Here is a 20482-nt window from a genome sequence, read left to right on the forward strand (position 1 = left end):
GTCACTCCGAGAAACTCTCGCTTGTCCTACGAAGTTGATACGAGCACAGTAAGGGGCATGAGCGCACCGACCACCCCCGGGCCGACCCTTCCGGCCGCCTCCCCGTCCCCGGCCTCCCCCACCACGACCGCCGCCTCCACCACCGGCCGGCGCCGGGGCGGCCTCCTGGACTGGCGGGTCCGGTTCGCGATCCTGTCGGTCATCTGGGGCTTCAGCTTCCTCCTGATCAAGGTCGGCACGGAGGCGTACGCACCCTTCCAGGTGGCGCTGGGCCGGGTCCTGTTCGGCGCGCTCGCCCTGCTCACCGTGCTGCTGGTCCGCCGCGAGCCGCTCCCCCGGGGACTGCGCACCTGGGGCCACCTGACCGTGGCGGCGCTGCTGCTCAACACCGCCCCGTTCTCGCTCTTCGCGTACGCGGAGCTGAGCATCCCCTCCAGCCTGGCCGGCATCTGCAACGCCACCTCGCCGCTGTGGGGCATGGCGCTGTCGCTGGTCGCCCTGTCCGAGGACCGCCCGACGCGCCGCCGGTTCGCCGGGCTGGGCCTGGGCTTCCTCGGCGTCCTGACCGTGCTCGGCGCCTGGCAGGGCTTCTCCGGTGTCGACGCCAAGGGCACCGCGTTCGCCCTGCTGGCGTCCCTCTGCTACCCCATCGGCTGGATCTACGTCCGCCGCACGCTGGCCGGGACCCCCGGCTCCCCGGTGGCCCTGACCGGCGGCCAGCTCATGATCTCCACGATCCAGCTCGCGCTGGTGAGCGCCGCGTTCACCTCGGCGCCGACCTCGTTCCCGCTCTGGCCCACCCTCTCGGTGATCGCGCTGGGCGCCCTCGGCACCGGCATGGCCCTGCAGATGCAGTACGGGCTGGTGACGGAGGTCGGGCCGACCACCGCCCAGATGGTCACCTACTTCATCCCGGTCATCGCCACCACGGCGGGCGTCCTGGTCCTCGGCGAGCAGCTCCACTGGAACACCCCGGTCGGCGCCGCGATCGTGCTGGCCGGCGCGGCCCTCACCCAGACCCGCCCCGGGGCCCGCAGACCGGCCTGACCAGTGCTGACGTCCGGCGATCATCACATCTACCGGGACGGCACATGAGCATCGGCGCTTTCCTCCTGACCTTCGGTCTGACCGCGCTCGCCGGGGGCGGCTGGGTGGCCCTGAACCTCCGCGGCTCGGCGGCGTCCCTGGAGCGCCGGGCGGCCGCCGACGCGGAGCTGCGCATGCAGGCACAAGGCAGGCTCGGCCCGGCGCCCTTGCACATGTCGCGCGGCCTGTACCGGACCCTCGGCACCGTGATCGCCCTGGCCGGGTCGGTCCTCGCGCCGGGCGGCCTGCTGGAGCTCGCCGCCTGACCGCCCCGCGGTCCCGTGGGCAGGCGGGGGCGGGCCGGGGCGGGCGGGCTGCCGTCAGTCGTACCGCACCCCCGCCGCCCCCACACTGGCCGCCGCCGCCACCGCGTCCGCCAGGCCCGGTACCTCGGCGGCGCTCAGCTGCGAGACCGTCAGCCGGATCCCCGGCCCCGCCTCGACCCGGAAGACGGCCCCGGGGGACACCGCCCATCCGGCGGCGAGCAGTCGCGTCACCACCACCGTCTCGTCGACCACCGGCACCCAGACGTTCAGGCCGCTGCGCCCGTGCGCCCGGACCCCCCGCTGCCGCAGCGCCTCGACCAGCGCGTCCCGCCGCCCCGCGTACGAGCGCGCCACCACCACCGGGTCGACCACGCCCGAGGCCCACAGCTCCACCACCGCGTACTGCAGCAGCCGGCTCACCCAGCCCGGCCCCAGCCGCTGGCGCCCCCGCAGCCGGTCCAGCGTGACCGCGTCACCGGTCAGCACCGCGAGCCGCAGGTCCGGCCCGTACGCCTTCGCCGTGGACCGCACCAGCACCCAGTGCCGGGTCACCCCGCCCAGCGGATGCAACGGCAGGTCGACGATCCCGTTCCCGTGGTCGTCCTCGATCAGCAGCACCTCGGGGTGGTCCGCCAGCAGGGCCCGCAGCTCCCGCGCCCGCTCCGCGCCCACCGCGGCCCCGGTCGGGTTCTGCGCCCGCGCGGTCACCACCAGCGCCCGTGCCCCGGCCGCCAGGGCCCGGGCCACCGCCTCGGGCCGGGGCCCGTCGTCGTCCACCGCCACCGGCAGCACGCGCAGCCCGAGCGCCGGGACCAGGTCCAGCGCCCCACCCCATCCCGGGTCCTCGACCGCCACCGCGTCGCCCGCCCGCAGATGGGCGGTGAGCACCCGTTCGATCGCGTCCAGCGCGCCCGAGGTCACCGCCACGGGCCCCGGCGGCACCCCGTCCGCGTCGAAGCCGGCCCGCGCCAGTTCCGCGAGCTCCGGGGCGACCGGGTCCGCCCCGTAGAGGGTCGGTGCCTGCCCGTACCGCCGGGCGGCCGCCGCCAGCGGCCCCTCCAGCGCGGGGAGCAGGGATACGTCCGGACTGCCTTCGGCGAGGTCCCGTACGCCGTCGGGCACCACCATGCGCAGCGCGTCCCGCGGCGTGCTCGCCGGACGGGACCGCACCCGGCTGCCGCGCCGCCCGTCGGTTTCGATGACCCCGCGCTCGCGCAGCGTCCGGTAGGCGGCGGCCACGGTGTTGGGGTTCACCCCCAGATCGCCCGCCAGCTCCCGCATCGGCGGCAGCAGCGAACCCGGCGGAAGCGCGCCCGAAGCCACGCCCGCCTCCACGGCGGCGGCGATATCCGCTGCGCGATGCCCTGTGATCCGATAGTCTCCTAGCACAAACCCCAGTATGCACTAGTGCAATGGAGTCGGCACCATGACCGCCACGCCCGCCACGGAGACGTCCGGGACGCCGTCCCCGAGGGACGCATCGACCGGAAGCTACGAGCCCACCGACCGCACCGTGCCCAGCCGCTCCCGCGAACGGGCGCGCTACGACCGCGAGACGGTGCACTCGATACTCGACCAGGCCTACATCTGCCACCTCGGCTTCGTCCGTGACGGCGCACCCGTGGTCCTGCCCACGCTGTTCGCCCGGGTCGGCGAATCGCTCTACATGCACGGCTCGACCGGCTCCCGCCCGCTGCTCGCGGCCCGCCGCACCGACCCGGGCCTCCCCGTCTGCGTGACCGTGACCCACGTCGACGGACTGGTCCTGGCCCGCTCGGCCTTCCACCACTCGCTCAACTACCGCTCGGTGGTCGTGCACGGCACCGCCCACCAGGTCACCGACGAGGCGGAGTGCCGGACGGCCCTGGACGCCATGGTCGACGCCGTCGCCCCGGGCCGCTCCGCCGACACCCGGCCGGCCAACGCCCGGGAACTCGCCGCCACCGCGGTGATCCGCGTGGACCTCGCCGAGGTGTCCGCGAAGATCCGCAACGGACCGGTGAACGACGACGCCGAGGACCTGGGCCTGCCCCACTGGGCGGGCGTGGTCCCGGTGGCCCCGGCGTACGGAACCCCGGTACCCGCCGCGGACCTGACCCCCGGCATCGCCGTCCCGGACTACCTCAGCGCGCTCTGAGGGCTGCGCCCCACGGGGGTGGGCGCAGCCACCGGCCGACGGGCCTCCGCCACGATCAGCGCGCCCACCGCCGTCAGCAGCAGTGCGGTGCCCAGCACCACGGCGCCGGTCAGCCGCTCCCCGAGCAGCAGGACCGCGATCACCGCCGCGCTCACCGGCTCGATCAGCATGATCACCGACACGGTGGCGGCCCGTACGGCGGCGGCGCCCGTGAAATAGAGCGCGTACGCCAGCGCGGTCGGCACGGTGGCGACGTACACCAGCAGCCAGAGCACCCGGCCGAGGTCGGCGGTGTGCGGCAGCAGCCCCTCCACCGCGGCGAGCGGCAGGAGGCACACCGTGCCCACCGCGACCGACCAGGCGGTGGTCACCAGCGGGTCCCCGCCCGCCCCGCGCTGCCCGAGCCACCGCGCCCGCAGGGTCATCCCCGCGTACCCGGCGGCCGACAGCAGCGCCCAGCCGACGCCGAGCGGCCGCACCTCGCCGCCGCCGCTGCCCAGCACCAGGACGGCCAGCCCGGCCAGCGCCCCCACGACGGCGGCCACGCCACCGCGGCCGAGCCGCTCGCCCATCCAGGACCGGGCTCCCAGCGCGATGATCACGGGCCCGGCGCCGAGGGTGACCACGGTGCCCACCGCGAGGCCGGTCTCGCGCACGGCGGCGAAGTACGCGGCCTGGAAGAGGGTGAAGAGGAGCCCGGTCCCGATCAGCGAAGCCACCGAGGGCCGCACCCGGCCGGTGGCGGGGCGGGACCCGCGTACGGCGAGCACCCCGAGCAGCACCACGAGCCCGCCCGCGCACCGCCAGAAGGACAGGGCGAGCGGGCCGAGGTCACTGGCCAGGAAGAGGAGGGAGGCGGCCGCCCCGGCGGTGCCCCAGGCGGCTCCGGCGACGACGAGGTACAGCAGACTGCGCCCGGCGGCGGGCGAATGGTTCGACACGAGATGTCTCCGCGCATGCGTGAAGGATGAAAGAAGCAGGTCATCGCTTCGCGGGCAGCACGGACCCGCCCGGGGACTCCCCGGGCCGGGTACCTGACGTGGTGGCGCCGCCCGCGCTAGGCGGCGGGAGGCGGAAGCACGGTCGAATGCATGACCGCCACACTAGCCCTTGCCGGCCGCGGTGGTCTCACGCTCCGGTACGACCTGGTCGGCCACGGCCGGCACCGGCGGGGCGGCAGGCCGGGAGGACTGCGCGATGAAGGCGCCGCCGAGCACCAGGCCGCCGCCGACGATCTGCCAGGTGGAAAGGTGCTCGCCGAGCAGGATCCAGGCGAACACGGTGGCGACGACCGCCTCCAGGAAGGCCACGACGCCGGCGACCTGGGGCGAGAGCCGGCGCACCGAGACCACACCGGTCAGGTAGGCGAAGACGGTCGCGACCAGCACCACCCAGGCGAGCAGCACCGGCGCGGGCACCATCGTGCCGCCCACAGAGGCGTCGCCGCCCAGCACCTGCCAGTCCATCTCCCAGGGCCGGGCGATCACGGTCATCACCAGGGCGCCCACGAGCATGCCGTACGCGATCACCCCGAGCGGGTCGGGGGCGTCGTCCCCGTCGGCGCCCTGGTCGGCGAAGACGAAGTAGAAGGCCTGGCAGCAGGCGGCGGCGAGGCCGAAGAGCACGCCGAGCAGGTCCAGGCTCAGCCCGGCCCAGATCTCGACCACGCAGGCCAGTCCGACGACGGCCACGGCCGCGCCCGCGGCGGCGCCGCGCGTCACGGGCTTGCGCTGCACGAAGCGGATGTAGCCGAGCAGCAGCGCCGGGCCCAGGTACTCCAGCAGCAGGGCCACGCCGACGGGAATGCGGGACAGGGAGGCGAAGTAGAAGGCCTGCACACCCGCGACGGCGACCAGCCCGAAGCCCGCGAGCAGCGCGGGCCTGCGCAGCACGAGGTCACGGTGGCGCCAGGCCAGCGGGGACAGTACGAGCGCTGCCCCGGCCACCCTGAGCCAGACCATGTGGAGGGGGTCCAGACCCGCCTCGATCAGCGGCTTCGCCGCCACTCCGGAACCACCGAACGCGAACGCCGAGACGAGGGCGAGGCCCAGTCCGGCATTTCTCCCTGACGCTTGCATTCCGCCATCATGACAGGGCGGGTCAGGAGCGTCACCGGGATGACACCTGTTGAGACGGAGTCGAGATCACACCCCGTCGGCACCGGCAATATCTGACAGGTCGTCAGTATTGAATGTTCCGCCCGCCGGGGCTACCTTCCGCCGCACGTACCCGACGAGAAGGGGTGGTCGCATGGCTGAAGTCACCGCGGAATCACGCATCGAGGCGTCCGCCGCGCAGCTCTGGTCGCAGCTGACGGACTGGGACGCGTACGGGCAGTGGAGCATGACCCACACGAACTTTCCCAAGGGCGGACCCGAGACCCTCGCGGTCGGCGCCACCTTCGCCGAGAACATGAAGATGATGGGCTTCCCGGCCGAGGTCGTCTGGACCGTCTCGGAGCTGGAGGCCGAGCGCCTCTTCGCCATCACCGGCAAGGGCCCGATGGGGGTGGCGGTCCTCACCCGGTACACCCTGACCCCGGACGGCGAGGCCACCACGGTCCGCATCGACGGCGAGTTCACCGGGGCCGCCGTCTCCCTGATGGCGGGCAAGCTCAAGGACTCGGCCACCGCCGCGCTGAACGAGTCGCTGCGCAAGCTGGCCGGCCTGGTCGTCTGACCGCCGGGCCGTCCACGCCGCCCCCACCGCACGCCCCGCACGCGCCGCACGCGAAGGCGCGCCCCGCGAGACGAACTCGCGGGGCGCGCCGCTGCGTGCCGTTGCATGCCGGGGCCGGCCGGGCTCAGTGCTCGTCGGCCAGGATCAGGTAGAGCTTCTTGCGGGCGTCGTTGATGACCCCGAGCGCCTTCTCCCGCTGCTGGGGCGAGCCGGTCTTGAAGACCTGCCCGAAGGCTTCCATCAGGCCGATGCCGGCCGTCCGGACCTCCTGCATCGCCTCGAAGTCGAAGCCGCGCCCGGCGTCCGCCCAAGGGGCGTCCGGGCCCGACTCGGCCTCGGTGCGGCCGGCGTCGGTGAGCGTGAACAGCTTCTTGCCGCCTTCGCTCGCACTGGTGATCAGCCCCTCGTCCTCAAGCAGCTGCAGGGTCGGGTAGACCGAGCCCGGGCTGGGCTTCCAGGCCCCGCCGCTGCGCTCGCCGATCTCCTGGATCATCTCGTAACCGTGCATCGGCCGGTCGGCGAGCAGCGCCAGGATCGAGGCGCGCACATCGCCGCGCCGGGCCCTGCCCCGCGGTCCCCCGCGTCCGCCGCGGCCACCGAAGGGGCCTGCGCCGAAGGGCGGCCCGAACGGGCCGAAGGCGGCGCGCCGCCCCTTGAAACCCTCCCGACGATCGGGCCCGCAGTGGTCGTGGCCGCGTCCGTGGTCATGTCCGTGGTCGTGTCCGTGCTGTCCCTGTGAACGCATGTCTGCGCTCCTTCCGTCACGTTGTCGTCGCTTCATCGGTTGTCCGATGTCTCCACTATCGGCGACGGCTCGCGATATGTCAACGATATATCGGAACGCATCGGCGACAGTCGAACAGCTCGCACGCCTCGGGGTGGATCGGCGCGCACCTGCCCGTCCCGGGCGTCGACGACTTCACCGCCCGGGCCCCCTCCCGGACCTGACCGCCCACGCGCCGACCCGACCGGGCCAGTCACCCCGGATTGGCCTTTGTCGACGATCAAGAAATCGCCCTACCGTCGGGGCATGCGCATCCGAATCGTCGACGCCTTCACCGACCGCCCCTTCCACGGGAACCCCGCCGCAGTCCTGCTCCTCGACACCGCGTTCCCCCCGGACGCCTGGCTCCAGCAGGTCGCGTGCGAGATGAACCTCTCCGAGACCGCCTTCGCCCACCCGCTGCCGCCCGGCGGGGACGCCGACTGGGCGCTGCGCTGGTTCACCCCGGCAGCCGAGGTCGACATGTGCGGCCACGCCACGCTGGCGACCGCGCACGTACTGGCCGCCGGCGGGCTCGCCACGGGACGGATCCGCTTCTCCGCGCGCTGCGGCATCCTCGCCGCCGAGACCGCCGAGGACGGCACGATCACCATGGACTTCCCGACGTCCTCACTCACCCCGGTGCCGGCGCCGCCTGCCGTGGACCACGCGCTCGGCGGCCCGCCGATCCTCTCCGTGCACGACACCGCCGACCACATCGGTGACCTCGTCGTCGAGCTCGCCGACGAGAAGACCGTCCGCGAGCTGGAGCCGGACCACGCGGCTCTGCGTGCCTTCGCCCGGCGGGGGGTGATCGTCACCGCGCCCGCCGAGGATCCCTCCCTCGGGTACGACTTCGTCTCCCGCGGCTTCTTCCCCGCCTTCGGGATCGACGAGGACCCTGTCACCGGGAGCGCCCACACCGCGCTCGCCCCGTTCTGGGCGCAGCGGCTGGGCCGTACCGAGCTGACCGGCCTCCAGGGCGGTGCGCGGCGCGGTCTCGTACGGGTGACCCTGGCGGGCGACCGCACCCTGCTCACCGGCCGGGCCGTCACCGTCGTCGACGGCGAGCTCCTCGCGTCCCCGTCCGGGGCCGGACAGGCAGGGTGACCTCGGGGCACGGGCGCGGGCACCGGGCCGGACCGCCCGGGCCGGACTGCCCGGACCGCCCGCGGACCGCCCGGCCGGCTCAGCCCGCGGACCCGCCCGCGGACCCGCCCCCGCCGCCCTTTCCCCCGACGCGCCCCTTCGACCTCGCCTTCGCATCCGCCTGCGCGCGTGCGGCAATCCGCCGCTTCTCCTCCTGCTCCTCCCAGGCGGCCGAGTCGATCCGCTTGCGGTAGACCTGCCCCGGCTCCGCCGCGCCCAGGTGCACCGTCCATCCCCACAGGCCGGCCGACACGACGAACAGGACGCCCGCCACCCCCAGATAGGAGCCGATTTCCTCGGACTCGGAGACACCTTCCTCGTGCATGAAACCGGGTACGCCGGAGATGAGCGCGTTCACCCACCACCCGAGCGCCACGTTGAACAGGACGAGGGAGACCCAGTAGACGACCCGCATGCTCTTCGCCGGGCCGCTCACTTCCCCCAGCAGCAGGAGGCGCCGCAGCGAGACCGGCCCCGTCCGGTGCCGGCCGCCCGTGTTCTGCTTGGCCCGGCGCACCGAGGCGTAGCACTCGTCCAGCCAGCGCCCGGGGTCCGGGTCCGGGGGCGGGGCGTCGGTCGGCGCCAGTTGCTTGGCCTGGATCCAGCCCGTGAGGAACTGGATCTCCAGCTGGGCCTTCTCCAGTCGCCTGCGGTAGTGGTGGTCGCTGCTGCGCGCCTCGCGGCGGTCCCGGATGAGGAGGCTGATGCCGCCCACGAGGCCGGTGACCACGGGCACGAAGAAGGGCGCGAACGGTATCAGGGTGTCCAGAACAGCCACCGGGTGCGCCTCCTCACTCGCCCCAGGGTCGCACCGCTCCGGCGTCCGCCACCGCCCGGACGGTCCGATCGGGTGGGCCCGCGCCGGGTCACGGCGTCGGCAGCCAGCCCACCTTGCCCGCGAGCAGGGCGTACCCGCCGAAGGCCACGATGTCGAGGAGTGCGTGCGCGACGACGAGCGGTCCCACCCGGCCCCAGCGCCGGTAGGCGAGGACGAAGACGACGCCCATCACGACGTTGCCGATGAAGCCGCCGATGCCCTGGTAGAGGTGGTACGAGCCGCGCAGCACCGAACTGGCCAGCAGCGCGGCCATCGGCGACCAGCCCAGCTGGCCGAGCCGGCGCAGCAGGTAGGCCAGCACGATGATCTCCTCCACCACGGCGTTCTGCAGCGCGGAGAGGATCAGTACGGGGAACTTCCACCACACGTCGGGCAGCGCCTCCGGCACCACCGTGAGGTTGAATCCGGTGGCCCGGGCGCCGAGGTAGAAGGCCAGCCCGGCGCTGCCGATGCCGGCCGCGACGAGGGCGCCCCGGCCCAGGTCCCACCAGGGCCGGGTGCGGTCGAAGCCCAGCACCCGTAGCCCGGGGGCGCCCTCACGGGTCAGCAGGTGCGCCACGAGCAGTACGGGCACCAGGGCGCTCGCGATGCCGAACAGCTGCCAGGCGAGGTCCAGCCAGGGCCGGCCCGGGGCGTAGGAGCCGTTGAGCGTGGCCGCCTGGTCCTTGAGACCGCCGGGCTTGGTGAGCGAGCCGATGAAGCTGATCAGCGCCGAGACCCCGCTCGCGCCCAGCGACAGCGCGAGGACGAGCAGCGTCTCGGTGCGCAGCAGGCTCCGCCGCCCGTCCTCGTCCAGTTCCACGAACACCGGCTCCGGCTCCGTCCGCACGCCCGACTCCGTCCTGCCATCCCGTTGCGACCACCCCATACTGCCTCCTCACGGGGCCGGGAGGATCACTGCGGGGCCTGGCACCGGGATCACCGGACGGCGGCGGACGGGCGGACAGCGGCGGACGGCTGCGGACGGCGGCGCGGGGCCGACCGACGGACGGCGGCGCGGGGCACCGCCCCGCTCCGCCCTGCTCCGCCCCGCTCCTCCCCGCGCCGCCCCGCGGCCGGTCAGCGCACGACGGGCGCCGGGACGCTCACCTCCTCCGTCAGCCCGACCGGCCAGGTGTGCACCGGGTCGCCCTTGTGCATCAGCTCGGTGTACCGCCGGGTCGTCGCGGCCAGCGCCTCGTCCCGCTCCAGTCCGGCGGCGAGCGCCCGGTGGTAGGTGTCCACCTGCCAGGTCGCCCCGTTCACCCGGCGCCGGCAGCGCTCCTCGATGATGCCGAGGTAGTGGTCCCGGTCCGCGGGCTCGATGCCCCAGGCGTCCAGCCCCGCCGCCGCCATCGGCAGCAGCTCGTCCAGGACCAGCCGCACGGCGGGCACGCTCGCCAGCCCCCCGGCCCGGCCCCGGCGCGGCCACCGCAGCCGCGCGTCGATCCCGTACCGGCAGGCCGCGTCGAAGTTCGCCTCCGCCTCGGCGAAGGGCAGCCGGGTCCACACCGGGCGCGGTTCGTCCGCGAGGGTGCGTACGAGCCCGTAGTAGAAGGCGGCATTGGCGACGACATCGGCGACCGTCGGCCCGGCCGGCAGCACCCGGTTCTCCACCCGCAGGTGCGGCACCCCGTCGGCGACCCCGTACACGGGCCGGTTCCAGCGGTAGACGGTGCCGTTGTGCAGGACCAGTTCCTGCAGCCCCGGTACCCCGCCCTCGGCGAGCACCCGCAGCGGCTCCTCCTCGTCGCATATCGGCAACAGGGCGGGGAAGTAGCGGACGTTCTCGGCGAAGAGCTCGTACGCCGAGTCCACCCACCGCTCCCCGAACCAGGTGCGCGGCCGCACGCCCTGGGCCTGGAGCTCGGGCGGCCGGGTGTCGGTGGCCTGCGTGAACAGCGGCGGCCGCGACTCCCGCCACAGCTCACGCCCGAACAGGAAGGGCGAGTTGGCGCCTACGGCTATCTGCACCGCGGCCACGGCCTGGGCCGCGTTCCACACCGCCGAGAACCGGGCCGGGGTCACCTGCAGATGCAGCTGTACGGAGGTGCAGGCGGCCTCCGGCACGATCGACCCGGAGGTCCAGATCAGCCGTTCGACGCCGTCGATGTCGAGCGTGAAGTCCTCCCCGCGCATCATCAGGATCTGCTCGTTGAGCAGCGAGTAGCGGTCCACCGCCGACAGGTTCGCGGCGACCAGGTCGGCGCGGGAGATCGTCGGCAGAATACCGATCATCACCACTCCGGCGTCGATCTCCGCGGCCTGCCGGTGGGCATAGCCCAGCCCGGCGCTGAGTTCCTCGGCGAGCTGGTCGAAAACCCGGCCGCCGAGCCGGTGCGGAAGGACGTTCACCTCCAGATTGAACATTCCCAGCTCGGTCTGGAAATCTGGGCTCGCAATCCGCTCCAGCACCTGCGCATTCAGCATTCTCGGCAACCCGTCGGCACCCGCGAGATTCAGCTCGATCTCCAGTCCCATCATGTTCTTCGGGCGATCGAACCTCTTCTCCGCCAGGAGCCGCTCCAGTCCCTCCAGACACTCGTGAAGCTTCCTTCGATACCGCTGCCGATCGGACAGGTCGAATCCGCCTGCCACGACCTTCTCCCCCATCGAAGCGTCCCTCCTCGAGTGGGCCTGGCCCGGTACACCCAGGCGCGCGTTACGGTCGATGATGCCCCGGCAGCGTGATCCATAACGCGCGGGGGGCGTGCGTGACGAGGAGCGCGCGCCGGTTTGGCCGAAGGGCGCTTCGGCACATTCACGTGGCAAGTCGCGGTATGCAAATTCCTCTTAGACTTTGCCCCGTTCGGATAACCGGCGCTTTCCAGCCGAGCCCCCGTCCGGTAACCTCCGAGGTCAGCGCGACATGTTCGCGTGCATCCGGCATGAATGCCATGTCAGCGGGTCCGGTAAGCGTCTTGTCGGCAATAGGCGGGACAGCTAGCCGAAACACTGCGTGAACACATGTCGTATAAACTCCGCAAACGAGGCAGAGAGTTGGCGCGCGGCCATTGCCCCTCGGCCCCCCTCTGGCCCCAGAATGCGAGTCCGCACCTGCCCCCGTTCCACCGGTCTCCCAAGTGAGAGGCGACCCACCATGCCGCTGCATGTCCCTCCGGCTCCCGCGCCCGCCCTGCGCAGCGTCCTCGCGGCACTCGGTTCCCCCACCGCCGTCCACGAGGCGCACACCCCGGCCCTGCGCGCGAACCAGGGGCCGCTGACCGCCGAACTCCCGCTTCCGGTCCACGTCCTCGACCGGCTGGGCATGTCCACCCTCGCGGCCGGCGGCAGGCCGCCGCGTACCCGGCTCACGGGCTGGCGGTTCCTGATCCGCAGCGGGGACCGCTACATCGCGGCGGCGGACACCCGGCTGACTCCCGACGGCTGGGTCTTCTCCCATTTCTTCGAGGGCCCCTATGTCGCGGCCACCGAACGCGCCCTGCGCCAGGCGGAATCCCTCACCACCGGCTACCAGCCACGGCTGCTGTCGGTTCCGGAGCTCTACATGCTGACCCTGTGGCTGCACGGGGCGGTGGGTGCCGACGCCGCCGCCGGACTGCCGGCCGGCGAGGACCTGCTGGTGCCCCTCGCCCCGGCCCCGCCCGGCATCGCCGCGTACCGGCCGCATCCGGTCTCCGAGCTGCTGCCCGTACTGACCCGGCGGCTGACCCCGGCACCGACGGCGGCGCCTCCCTCCCTGGCCGCGCCCGCCGCCTGACCCGAATCACCCATTCGGCCTAGTCCACCCGGGCCACTTGCGAACCATCCGAAATGACAGGGGAGTTGGCCTGAACCGCCCGCACGAGTGATGCGTCATCAATCTGTGAGGACAGCTGCCGGGAAATACCTGCGAAGCGGCTGTCATGGGGGAAGACTGATGACACGCTCCCCGCGGGTGCGGGGATGACCCAGGGGGACGGCCATGAATCACGCATCGAGCCGTAGCACACAGACCACACCGCAGCGAAAGAACGCATCCATGTGCCAGCACCAGCCAGCCTGCCCGTCAGCCGAATCCGCCGACCGGGAGGCCGCGCGCCCGGTGGCCAACCACCCGGAGCAGGGCTGGAGCCTGCTGTGCAATGGCGTCCTGCTCTTCGAGGACACCGGTGAACTGCTGCCGGACGGCCAGATCATCGCCCCGCACCGCCCGCTCGCGGCGGCCTAGGCGATCGAACTGTCCGGCCGACCGTAGCGAACGACGAAGGGGCCGGTCCGGGAGACTCTCCCGGACCGGCCCCTTGTTCATGTCGTACGGCCGTCATACGGCGGCCGTACGACGCGGAACACCTCAGGCGTCGTACTCGTCCAGCGGCGGGCAGGAGCACACGAGGTTCCGGTCACCGAACGCACCGTCGATGCGGCGCACCGGCGGCCAGTACTTCTCGGCGGCCGTGACCCCGCCCGGGAAGACGGCCTCGTCCCGGGTGTACGGGTGGTTCCACTCGCCGCCCAGCGCCGCCGCGGTGTGCGGGGAGTTCGCCAGCGGGTTGTCGTCCACCGGCCACTCGCCGCCCGCGACCCGCTCGATCTCGGCGCGGATGGCGATCATCGCGTCGCAGAAGCGGTCGATCTCGGCGAGGTCCTCGGACTCCGTCGGCTCGATCATCAGCGTGCCGGCGACCGGGAAGGACATGGTCGGCGCGTGGAAGCCGTAGTCGATCAGACGCTTGGCGATGTCGTCCACGCTCACACCCGTGGCCTTCGACAGCGGCCGCAGGTCGATGATGCACTCGTGCGCGACCAGGTTGCCCGGGCCGGTGTAGAGCACCGGGTAGTGCGGCTCCAGGCGCTTGGCGATGTAGTTGGCGCCGAGCACCGCCACCTGGGTGGCGCGCTTGAGGCCCTCGCCACCCATCAGGCGCACGTACGACCACGAGATCGGCAGGATGCCCGCAGAACCCCACGGAGCGGCCGAGATCGGGCCGACGCCCGTCTCCGGGCCCGCGGCCGGCTGGAGCGGGTGGTTCGGCAGGTACGGGGCCAGGTGCGCCCGGACACCGACCGGGCCGACGCCCGGACCGCCGCCGCCGTGCGGGATGCAGAAGGTCTTGTGCAGGTTCAGGTGCGAGACGTCGCCGCCGAAGTGACCCGGCTTGGCCAGGCCCACCAGGGCGTTCAGGTTGGCACCGTCGACGTAGACCTGGCCGCCGGCCTCGTGCACCTGGGCGCAGATGTCGGCGACGTGCTCCTCGAACACACCGTGCGTCGAGGGGTACGTGATCATCAGCACGGCGAGCTCGTCACGGTGCTGCTCGATCTTGGCGCGCAGGTCGGCCGCGTCCACCTCGCCGTCGTCGGCGGTCTTGACGACGACGACCTTCATGCCGGCCATCACGGCGCTGGCGGCGTTGGTGCCGTGCGCGGAGGACGGGATCAGGCAGACGGTGCGCTGCTCGTCGCCGTTCGCCCGGTGGTAGGCGCGGACGGCCAGCAGGCCGGCGAGCTCACCCTGGGAGCCGGCGTTCGGCTGGATGGAGACCTTGTCGTAGCCGGTCACCTCGCAGAGACGTTCCTCCAGCTCGTTGATGAGCGTGAGGTAGCCCTCGGCCTGCTCCACCGGCGCGAAGGGGTGCAGCTGACCGAATTCGGGCCAGGTCACCGGCTCCATCTCGGTGGTCGCGTTGAGCTTCATGGTGCAGGAGCCCAGCGGGATCATGCCGCGGTCCAGCGCGTAGTCCTTGTCCGAGAGCTTGCGCAGGTAGCGCAGCATCGCGGTCTCGGAGCGGTGCTGGTGGAAGACCGGGTGCGTCAGGTAGGCGTCCGAGCGCAGCAGGCCCTCGGGCAGCGTGTCGACCGTGGTCGCGTCCAGCGCCTCGATGTTCGCGGCGGAGCCGGGGACACCGAAGGCGGCCCAGACAGCCTCGACGTCGGCCCTCAGGGTGGTCTCGTCGCAGGCGACGGAGACGAGGTCGGCGTCGACCTGGAACAGGTTGACCCCGCCCTCGCGGGCGGCGGCGACGACCTCGGCGGCACGGCCCGGCACGCGGGCGGTGATCGTGTCGAAGTACGAGCCGTGCACGATCTCGACCCCGCCGGCCGTCAGACCGGCGGCGAGCAGGGTGGCGTAGCGGTGGGTGCGGCTCGCGATCGTCCGCAGGCCGTCCGGGCCGTGGTAGACGGCGTACATGCCGGCCATGACGGCGAGCAGCACCTGCGCGGTACAGATGTTGCTGGTGGCCTTCTCACGGCGGATGTGCTGCTCACGGGTCTGCAGCGCGAGGCGGTACGCCTTGTTGCCGTCCGCGTCCACGGAGACGCCGACGAGGCGGCCGGGCAGCGAGCGGGCGTGCTTGTCCTGGACGGCCATGTAACCGGCGTGCGGTCCGCCGAAGCCCATCGGGACGCCGAAGCGCTGGGTGGTGCCGACGGCGATGTCCGCGCCGAGCGCACCGGGGGAGGTGAGCAGGGTCAGCGCGAGCAGGTCCGCGGCGACGGCGACGATGGCGCCGAGCTCGTGCGCCTGGTCGATGACCGGCTTGATGTCCCGGACGGCACCGGAGGCACCCGGGTACTGGACCAGGACGCCGTAGATGCCGCGCTCGGCGACCTCGGCCGGGATGCCGGCGGACAGGTCGGCGACGACGACCTCGATGCCGATCGGCTCGGCGCGGGTCTCGATGACGGCGATGGTCTGCGGCAGCGCGTCGGCGTCCACCAGGAAGACGTTGCCCTTGGACTTGCCCACGCGGCGGGCCAGGGTCATGGCCTCGGCGGCCGCGGTGCCCTCGTCGAGCAGCGAGGCGCCCGAGGTCGGCAGCCCGGTCAGCTCGGCGACGACCGTCTGGAAGTTCAGGAGCGCTTCGAGGCGGCCCTGGGAGATCTCCGGCTGGTAGGGCGTGTACGCCGTGTACCAGGCCGGGTTCTCCATGACGTTGCGGAGGATCACCGGCGGCGTGAAGGTCCCGTAGTAGCCGAGACCGATCATCGGCGAGAGGACCTGGTTGCGGTCGGCGAGCGAGCGCAGCTCGGCGAGCACCTCGGCCTCGGTACGCGCCTCGGGCAGGTCGAGCGCGTCGGCGGTCTTGATCACATCCGGGACCGCGGCGGCGGTCAGTTCGTCCAGGGAGCCGTAGCCCACCTGGGCGAGCATCTTCGCCTGCGCCTCGGCATCCGGGCCGATGTGGCGCTGTTCGAAGGGGATGCCTCGCTCCAGCTGGGAGAGCGGAATGCGGTTGGCGGTCATGTACGGAGGCCTCCTGGTCGTATGACCTGCGAGGGGCACCACGGCGCGGGCACCCGGACGGCCTCCCCCTCTGTCATCTGCACCTGAGAGTTTCACCGGAGTCACGGGGGTCTCCCGAGAGTTCCGGCTTTCACCGTCGGTGAGGAGGGGGACCGGCACTGCGCGCCCGGTACCCGCCCTGCTTTCCAGAGTGGCCTCGTCCGTGCGGTACGTATGCCTGAGAGATTCCGGGGAGGATTTGCTCCTTCGGCGCCTCCGTCTTGCTCACTCGGAGGACTCTCCCGCACAGGGTCGACAGCCGTTCACCAGGGTACCAGCGAGGATCCGGACCCTCCCCGAGTGGCCTCCGCTGCGGATATGCACTTCTGTAGTCATTACGGAGCAGTTGCGACCTTTTGGAGGGACCGTGCAGACCGACATCGATCCGCGCAGCCTGATCGGCCGCAAGGCGTTCGACCGCAATGGCACCAAGATCGGCACGATCGACGAGGTCTACCTCGACGATGCCACGGGCGTCCCGGAGTGGGCCGCGGTCCGGACGGGGCTCTTCAGCCGGGACGCCTTCGTCCCGCTGGAGCCGAGCGAGCTGGTGGGTGACACCCTGCGGGTGCCCTTCGAACGCGCCCTCATCAGGGACGCCCCGGACTTCGGTGTCGGGCGCCACCTCTCCCCCGAACAGGAGCTGCAGCTCTACCACCACTACGGACTGGACACGACGCTGCCCTCGGACTTCAACCGCGACTTCGGCCGCCTGGCGGGGGACGAAAGCTAAGGGGTGTCCTCCGGATCCGCGTCGGCCCCCACCAGCGGCAGCGGCTCGGACGGCTCCAGCTCGGGGTCGTCCACCCGGAAGGTCCGCACCCGGCCGGGCTCCGATCCGGGCTGCTCGAACCGCACGGTCACCCGCCCGACCCCGCTGCCCTGCACCCATCCGGGCCCGTACACGGCATGCCGTACGTCGCTCCCGGCCGCCCAGCGCCGTTCGGGGGCCGGCTCCGGGTCCCCGGGCGGCCCGGCGGCCCCCTGGGCACCCTCGGCCGCCGCCTCTGCGGCACCGGCCGCCACCGCTTCCCCTCCGGCCCCGTCCGTCCTGTCCGCGCCCTCGGTCCCGTCCGCTCCGTCGGTACCATCCGCCCCGTCCGGCTCAGCGGCGAGCGACTGCGCGAACAGGTCCTCCTGCGTGTAGTCCGCCAGCCCGCTCACCCCCACTCCCAGCAGCCGCACCCCACCCGTGGTGTCCACGCCCTCCAGCAGCCGCGCCGCCGCCTCACGCACCACCGCCGGGTCGTCCGTGGGCCCCCGCAGGGTCTCGGACCGGGTCAGCGTGGAGAAGTCGTACCGCCTCACCTTGAGCACGATCGTGCGCCCCGAGTGCCCCGAGCCCCGCAGCCGCTGCACGCACCGGTCGGCGAGGCGCTGCACCTCGCCGCGGATCCGTACCCGGTCGTGCAGGTCCACGTCGAAGGTGTCCTCGACGGACACCGACTTCGCGTCGCGCTCCGCGACCACCGGCCGGTCGTCCAGCCCGAGCGCCATCCGGTACAGCCCGGCACCGGCCGAGCGGCCGACCATCCGGACCAGCTCGTCCTCCCCGGCCTCCGCCAGCTCCCCCACCGTGGTGATGCCGGCCCGGCGCAGGTGCTCGCCCGTGGCCGGCCCCACCCCGGGCAGCGTCCGTACCGACATCGGCGCGAGCAGCTCGCGCTCCGTCCCCGGCTCGATCAGCAGCAGTCCGGCCGGCTTGGCCTCCTCCGAGGCCACCTGGGCCAGCATCTTCGACCCGGCCAGCCCCACCGACCCGCTGAGCCCCGTGGCGGCCCGGATGTCGGCCCGCAGCCGCTCCCCCGTCTCGCGCGCGCTGCGCGAGTCGAAGGCCACCCCGCCCGCCTCCAGGTCCACGAAGGCCTCGTCCAGGCTCAGGGGCTCCACCAGGGGCGACAGTTCCCGCAGCATGGCCATCACCACGTCGCTGACCTGCCGGTAGAGACTGAAGCGGGGGATCAGGTATGCGCCGTTCGGGCAGAGCCGCCGCGCCTGACCCATCGGCATCGCGGAGTGCACCCCGAACCGCCTGGCCTCGTACGAGGCCGTGGCGACGACCCCGCGCGGTCCGAGGCCGCCGACGATGACGGCCTTGCCCCGCAGGCTCGGCTTCGACGCCTGCTCCACGGAGGCGTAGAAGGCGTCCATGTCCAGGTGCAGGATGGTCGGCGCGGCTCTCACAGCCCGATGCTGCCCTACGCCACTGACAATGCCTCTGCTCGGGTCAGACGGCCCGGTTGCGGCGGGCGGCCAGCTCGTCCGTCGGGTTGTGCCGCACCAGGGTCTCGCCGGTGTCCACGCGCTCCCCGTGCAGCTGCGACAGCGCGCTCTCGACGTCGCGCCACACCACGCCCACGGCGATGCCGAAAACGCCCTGCCCGCCCTGGAGCAGGCTCACGACCTGGTCCGGCGAGGTGCACTCGTACACGGTGGCGCCGTCGCTCATCAGAGTCATCCGTTCGAGGTCCGAGAACCCGCGGTCCTGCAGGTGCTGGACCGCCGTGCGGATGTTCTGCAGCGCCACCCCGGTGTCCAGGAAGCGCTTGACGATCTTGAGGACCACGACGTCGCGGAAGCTGTAGAGCCGCTGCGTCCCCGCCCCGTAGACGGCCCGCACGCTGGGCTCCACCAGCCCGGTCCGGGCCCAGTAGTCGAGCTGCCGGTAGGTGATGCCGGCCGCGGCACAGGCCGTCGGCCCGCGGTATCCGATCTGCTCGGGCTCCGGGTCTGCGCCCACCGGTCCGACCGGCGTCGACTCCGGCTGACGGCGCGCGGACCCGACCGCACCGCCGCGCAGCGGGTACGGCCCAGCCTCACTCCGTGCGGGGGTGCCCCCGGTCGTACCGTCGCCCGTGATCCTCACGCCGACCCTCCGTCCTTGACCTGCCCACCTCGAAGGTAGGCAGTCACCAGGGGTGCGTCAACGATCGCCACACTCGGCACGCCGAGTGATAATCACCCTGAGAGTGGTTTCCCGTATCCCTTTACGGGGAAAGGCTAATCGAATGGCCTGAAGATCTCCGAGGACGACGCGGCCGACACCTCACTGCGGGCCGGTGCCGAAGTCCTCCGGTGAGATCTGATCGAGGAACTCGCGGAACTTCTCCACCTCGTCCTCCTGCTCGTCCGGAATAGCGATTCCGGCGTCGTCCAGCACGCCGTCACTGCCGTAGATCGGCGTCCCCGTCCGCAGGGCGAGGGCTATGGCGTCGGAAGGACGCGCACTCACCTCGACCCCGCTGGCGAAGACGAGCTCCGCGTAGAAGACGCCCTCCCGCAGATCCGTGATCCGGACCTCGGTGAGCTCCTCGCCGATCGCCTCCAGCACGTCCTTGAACAGGTCGTGCGTCAGCGGTCGGGCAGGGGCCATGCCCTGCTGCGCGAAGGCAATGGCGGTCGCCTCCCCTGGACCGATCCAGATGGGGAGGTACCGGTCGCCTCCCACTTCACGCAGGAGCACGATCGGTTGGTTGGAGGGCATTTCCACCCGGACACCCACAACGTCGAGCTCGTTCACACAGCAACCCTAGGACCTGCTCGGCAGGTTTGGGTAGTCGGGCCCCCCACCTCAGGGCAGCCGGACCCCGAGAGCGGTCTGTACGAGCGCCTCGTGGAGCCGTACGGAAAGCCCCGCGAGCTCCTTGAGGGTGGCCTCCGCATGAGCCCTGGTCTGCGGGTTGCGATGCCTGCGCAGCGGTGCCACGACCTGCTCCACCAGCCCCGCCTCGCGGTCCGCGGCGGCCTTCATCGCACGCAGGTGCCGCGGCTCCAGCCCGAAACGGCCCAGGTCGGCCACCAGCCGGGCCACCGTGACCGCCTCGGCGTCGAATCCGCCGTCCGTGCCCTCGGCCAGCAGCCCGTACGACTCCCACTCGACCAGCTGCACCTCGTCCACCCCGGCGGCCGCGAGCAGCTCGGCCCGGCCCACCCGGGCCACGGTGGGCCGTTCCCGCCCCACTTCGCCGTAGACGGCCGCCGGTCCGGCGGGATCGGCGGAGTCCCCGTGCGCGGTGGGCGCCGGGATGCGGATCTGCTCCCCGCGGGCGAGCGCGTCGAGCTGCTCGCGGATGACCTTCAGCGGCAGGTAGTGGTCACGCTGCAGACGCAGGATCCGAGCGAGCCGCTCCACGTCGTCCGTGCTGAACTTGCGGTATCCCGAAGGTGTGCGCCGGGGCTCGACGAGCCCCTCCGCCTCCAGAAAACGGATCTTCGAGATGGTGACTTCGGGGAACTCGTCACGCAGCGTGGCGAGCACCGTGCCGATGCTCACCAGCCGCCCGGCCGGGCCGGCGGTGCCGGCGGCGCCGCTTCGCGGGGCACCGCCGGTCGGGGTACGCAGCATGGAACCTTCCCT

The 20482-nt window shown here is 72.5% G+C and carries 20 protein-coding genes and 1 riboswitch; of the genes, 8 read left to right on the plus strand and 12 right to left on the minus strand.

The features are described 5' to 3' along the window. Nucleotides 1–57: 57 nt before the first annotated feature. Both ACFY0D_RS30065 and ACFY0D_RS30070 read left to right on the plus strand, forming a co-directional pair. Complete coding sequence (locus ACFY0D_RS30065; protein ID WP_390801153.1) at nucleotides 58–1047, plus strand: DMT family transporter; 990 nt, start codon at nucleotides 58–60, stop codon at nucleotides 1045–1047. Between the two features lie 44 nt (nucleotides 1048–1091). Then, nucleotides 1092–1352 carry a hypothetical protein gene (locus ACFY0D_RS30070; protein ID WP_390801154.1) on the plus strand — a complete coding sequence of 87 codons (261 nt, stop codon included), beginning with the start codon at nucleotides 1092–1094 and terminating at the stop codon, nucleotides 1350–1352. A gap of 54 nt (nucleotides 1353–1406) precedes the next feature. Here the strand turns inward: ACFY0D_RS30070 and ACFY0D_RS30075 are convergent, their stop codons facing one another. After that, nucleotides 1407–2741: an aminotransferase class I/II-fold pyridoxal phosphate-dependent enzyme gene (locus tag ACFY0D_RS30075; protein WP_390801155.1), complete on the minus strand. Its 1335-nt coding sequence runs from the start codon at nucleotides 2739–2741 to the stop codon at nucleotides 1407–1409. A 37-nt stretch (nucleotides 2742–2778) separates the two neighbouring features. Between ACFY0D_RS30075 and ACFY0D_RS30080 the strand changes: the two genes are divergently transcribed. Beyond that, on the plus strand, nucleotides 2779–3489 hold the full coding sequence (locus ACFY0D_RS30080; protein WP_390801156.1) for a pyridoxamine 5'-phosphate oxidase family protein: 711 nt from the start codon (nucleotides 2779–2781) through the stop codon (nucleotides 3487–3489). Here ACFY0D_RS30080 and ACFY0D_RS30085 read toward each other — a convergent pair. Together ACFY0D_RS30085 and ACFY0D_RS30090 are read right to left on the minus strand one after the other, a co-directional pair. Then, nucleotides 3471–4430, minus strand: a complete 960-nt coding sequence (locus ACFY0D_RS30085) for a DMT family transporter (protein ID WP_390801157.1) — start codon at nucleotides 4428–4430, stop codon at nucleotides 3471–3473. The genes ACFY0D_RS30080 and ACFY0D_RS30085 overlap by 19 nt on opposite strands. A 162-nt stretch (nucleotides 4431–4592) precedes the next feature. Continuing rightward, nucleotides 4593–5567: a DMT family transporter gene (locus ACFY0D_RS30090; RefSeq protein ID WP_390801158.1), complete on the minus strand. Its 975-nt coding sequence runs from the start codon at nucleotides 5565–5567 to the stop codon at nucleotides 4593–4595. 172 nt (nucleotides 5568–5739) lie between these two features. Between ACFY0D_RS30090 and ACFY0D_RS30095 the strand changes: the two genes are divergently transcribed. Continuing rightward, nucleotides 5740–6168 carry an SRPBCC family protein gene (locus ACFY0D_RS30095; protein ID WP_314251349.1) on the plus strand — a complete coding sequence of 143 codons (429 nt, stop codon included), beginning with the start codon at nucleotides 5740–5742 and terminating at the stop codon, nucleotides 6166–6168. Nucleotides 6169–6292: 124 nt separating this feature from the next. On the opposite strand, the gene ACFY0D_RS30100 is transcribed toward ACFY0D_RS30095, so the two are convergent. Further along, nucleotides 6293–6913, minus strand: coding sequence for a PadR family transcriptional regulator (locus tag ACFY0D_RS30100; protein ID WP_390801159.1), 621 nt, complete (start codon nucleotides 6911–6913; stop codon nucleotides 6293–6295). A 285-nt stretch (nucleotides 6914–7198) separates the two neighbouring features. Here ACFY0D_RS30100 and ACFY0D_RS30105 point away from each other — a divergent pair, with 285 nt between their 5' ends. Continuing rightward, entirely contained in the window at nucleotides 7199–8041 is an 843-nt protein-coding gene (locus ACFY0D_RS30105) for a PhzF family phenazine biosynthesis protein (protein ID WP_390801160.1), read from the plus strand. A 79-nt stretch (nucleotides 8042–8120) separates the two neighbouring features. Here the strand turns inward: ACFY0D_RS30105 and ACFY0D_RS30110 are convergent, their stop codons facing one another. From ACFY0D_RS30110 to ACFY0D_RS30120, 3 genes are all read right to left on the minus strand, one after another. Then, nucleotides 8121–8858, minus strand: a complete 738-nt coding sequence (locus ACFY0D_RS30110) for a hypothetical protein (protein ID WP_390801161.1) — start codon at nucleotides 8856–8858, stop codon at nucleotides 8121–8123. 88 nt (nucleotides 8859–8946) lie between these two features. Continuing rightward, on the minus strand, nucleotides 8947–9786 hold the full coding sequence (locus ACFY0D_RS30115) for a CPBP family intramembrane glutamic endopeptidase (RefSeq protein WP_390801162.1): 840 nt from the start codon (nucleotides 9784–9786) through the stop codon (nucleotides 8947–8949). A gap of 191 nt (nucleotides 9787–9977) precedes the next feature. Beyond that, entirely contained in the window at nucleotides 9978–11510 is a 1533-nt protein-coding gene (locus ACFY0D_RS30120) for a glutamate-cysteine ligase family protein (protein WP_351154638.1), read from the minus strand. Nucleotides 11511–11997: 487 nt separating this feature from the next. Between ACFY0D_RS30120 and ACFY0D_RS30125 the strand changes: the two genes are divergently transcribed. Then, entirely contained in the window at nucleotides 11998–12618 is a 621-nt protein-coding gene (locus ACFY0D_RS30125; RefSeq protein WP_390801163.1) for a hypothetical protein, read from the plus strand. 261 nt (nucleotides 12619–12879) lie between these two features. Further along, entirely contained in the window at nucleotides 12880–13068 is a 189-nt protein-coding gene (locus ACFY0D_RS30130) for a DUF5999 family protein (protein ID WP_030009772.1), read from the plus strand. Between the two features lie 123 nt (nucleotides 13069–13191). Here the strand turns inward: ACFY0D_RS30130 and gcvP are convergent, their stop codons facing one another. Further along, nucleotides 13192–16086 carry an aminomethyl-transferring glycine dehydrogenase gene (gcvP, locus tag ACFY0D_RS30135; protein WP_390801164.1) on the minus strand — a complete coding sequence of 965 codons (2895 nt, stop codon included), beginning with the start codon at nucleotides 16084–16086 and terminating at the stop codon, nucleotides 13192–13194. 195 nt (nucleotides 16087–16281) lie between these two features. Further along, a riboswitch (glycine riboswitch) is annotated at nucleotides 16282–16380 on the minus strand. 112 nt (nucleotides 16381–16492) lie between these two features. On the opposite strand from gcvP, the gene ACFY0D_RS30140 reads away from it, so the two are divergent. Beyond that, on the plus strand, nucleotides 16493–16858 hold the full coding sequence (locus ACFY0D_RS30140) for a PRC-barrel domain-containing protein (protein WP_189746224.1): 366 nt from the start codon (nucleotides 16493–16495) through the stop codon (nucleotides 16856–16858). Here the strand turns inward: ACFY0D_RS30140 and ACFY0D_RS30145 are convergent. The 4 genes from ACFY0D_RS30145 to ACFY0D_RS30160 form a co-directional block, all read right to left on the minus strand. Then, on the minus strand, nucleotides 16855–18309 hold the full coding sequence (locus ACFY0D_RS30145) for a DNA polymerase IV (RefSeq protein ID WP_390801165.1): 1455 nt from the start codon (nucleotides 18307–18309) through the stop codon (nucleotides 16855–16857). The two genes, ACFY0D_RS30140 and ACFY0D_RS30145, sit on opposite strands and share 4 nt — an antisense overlap. Nucleotides 18310–18352: 43 nt before the next feature. After that, nucleotides 18353–18991 (minus strand): MerR family transcriptional regulator, encoded by a 639-nt coding sequence (locus ACFY0D_RS30150; protein ID WP_390801166.1) that lies wholly within the window; start codon nucleotides 18989–18991, stop codon nucleotides 18353–18355. A 180-nt stretch (nucleotides 18992–19171) separates the two neighbouring features. Beyond that, nucleotides 19172–19645, minus strand: coding sequence for a bifunctional nuclease family protein (locus ACFY0D_RS30155; protein ID WP_030009777.1), 474 nt, complete (start codon nucleotides 19643–19645; stop codon nucleotides 19172–19174). Nucleotides 19646–19696: 51 nt separating this feature from the next. Beyond that, nucleotides 19697–20470 carry a MerR family transcriptional regulator gene (locus tag ACFY0D_RS30160; protein ID WP_390801167.1) on the minus strand — a complete coding sequence of 258 codons (774 nt, stop codon included), beginning with the start codon at nucleotides 20468–20470 and terminating at the stop codon, nucleotides 19697–19699. Between the last annotated feature and the right edge of the window lie 12 nt (nucleotides 20471–20482).

Source organism: Streptomyces sp. NPDC001502, assembly GCF_042894785.1.
Classification (GTDB): domain Bacteria; phylum Actinomycetota; class Actinomycetes; order Streptomycetales; family Streptomycetaceae; genus Streptomyces; species Streptomyces kutzneri.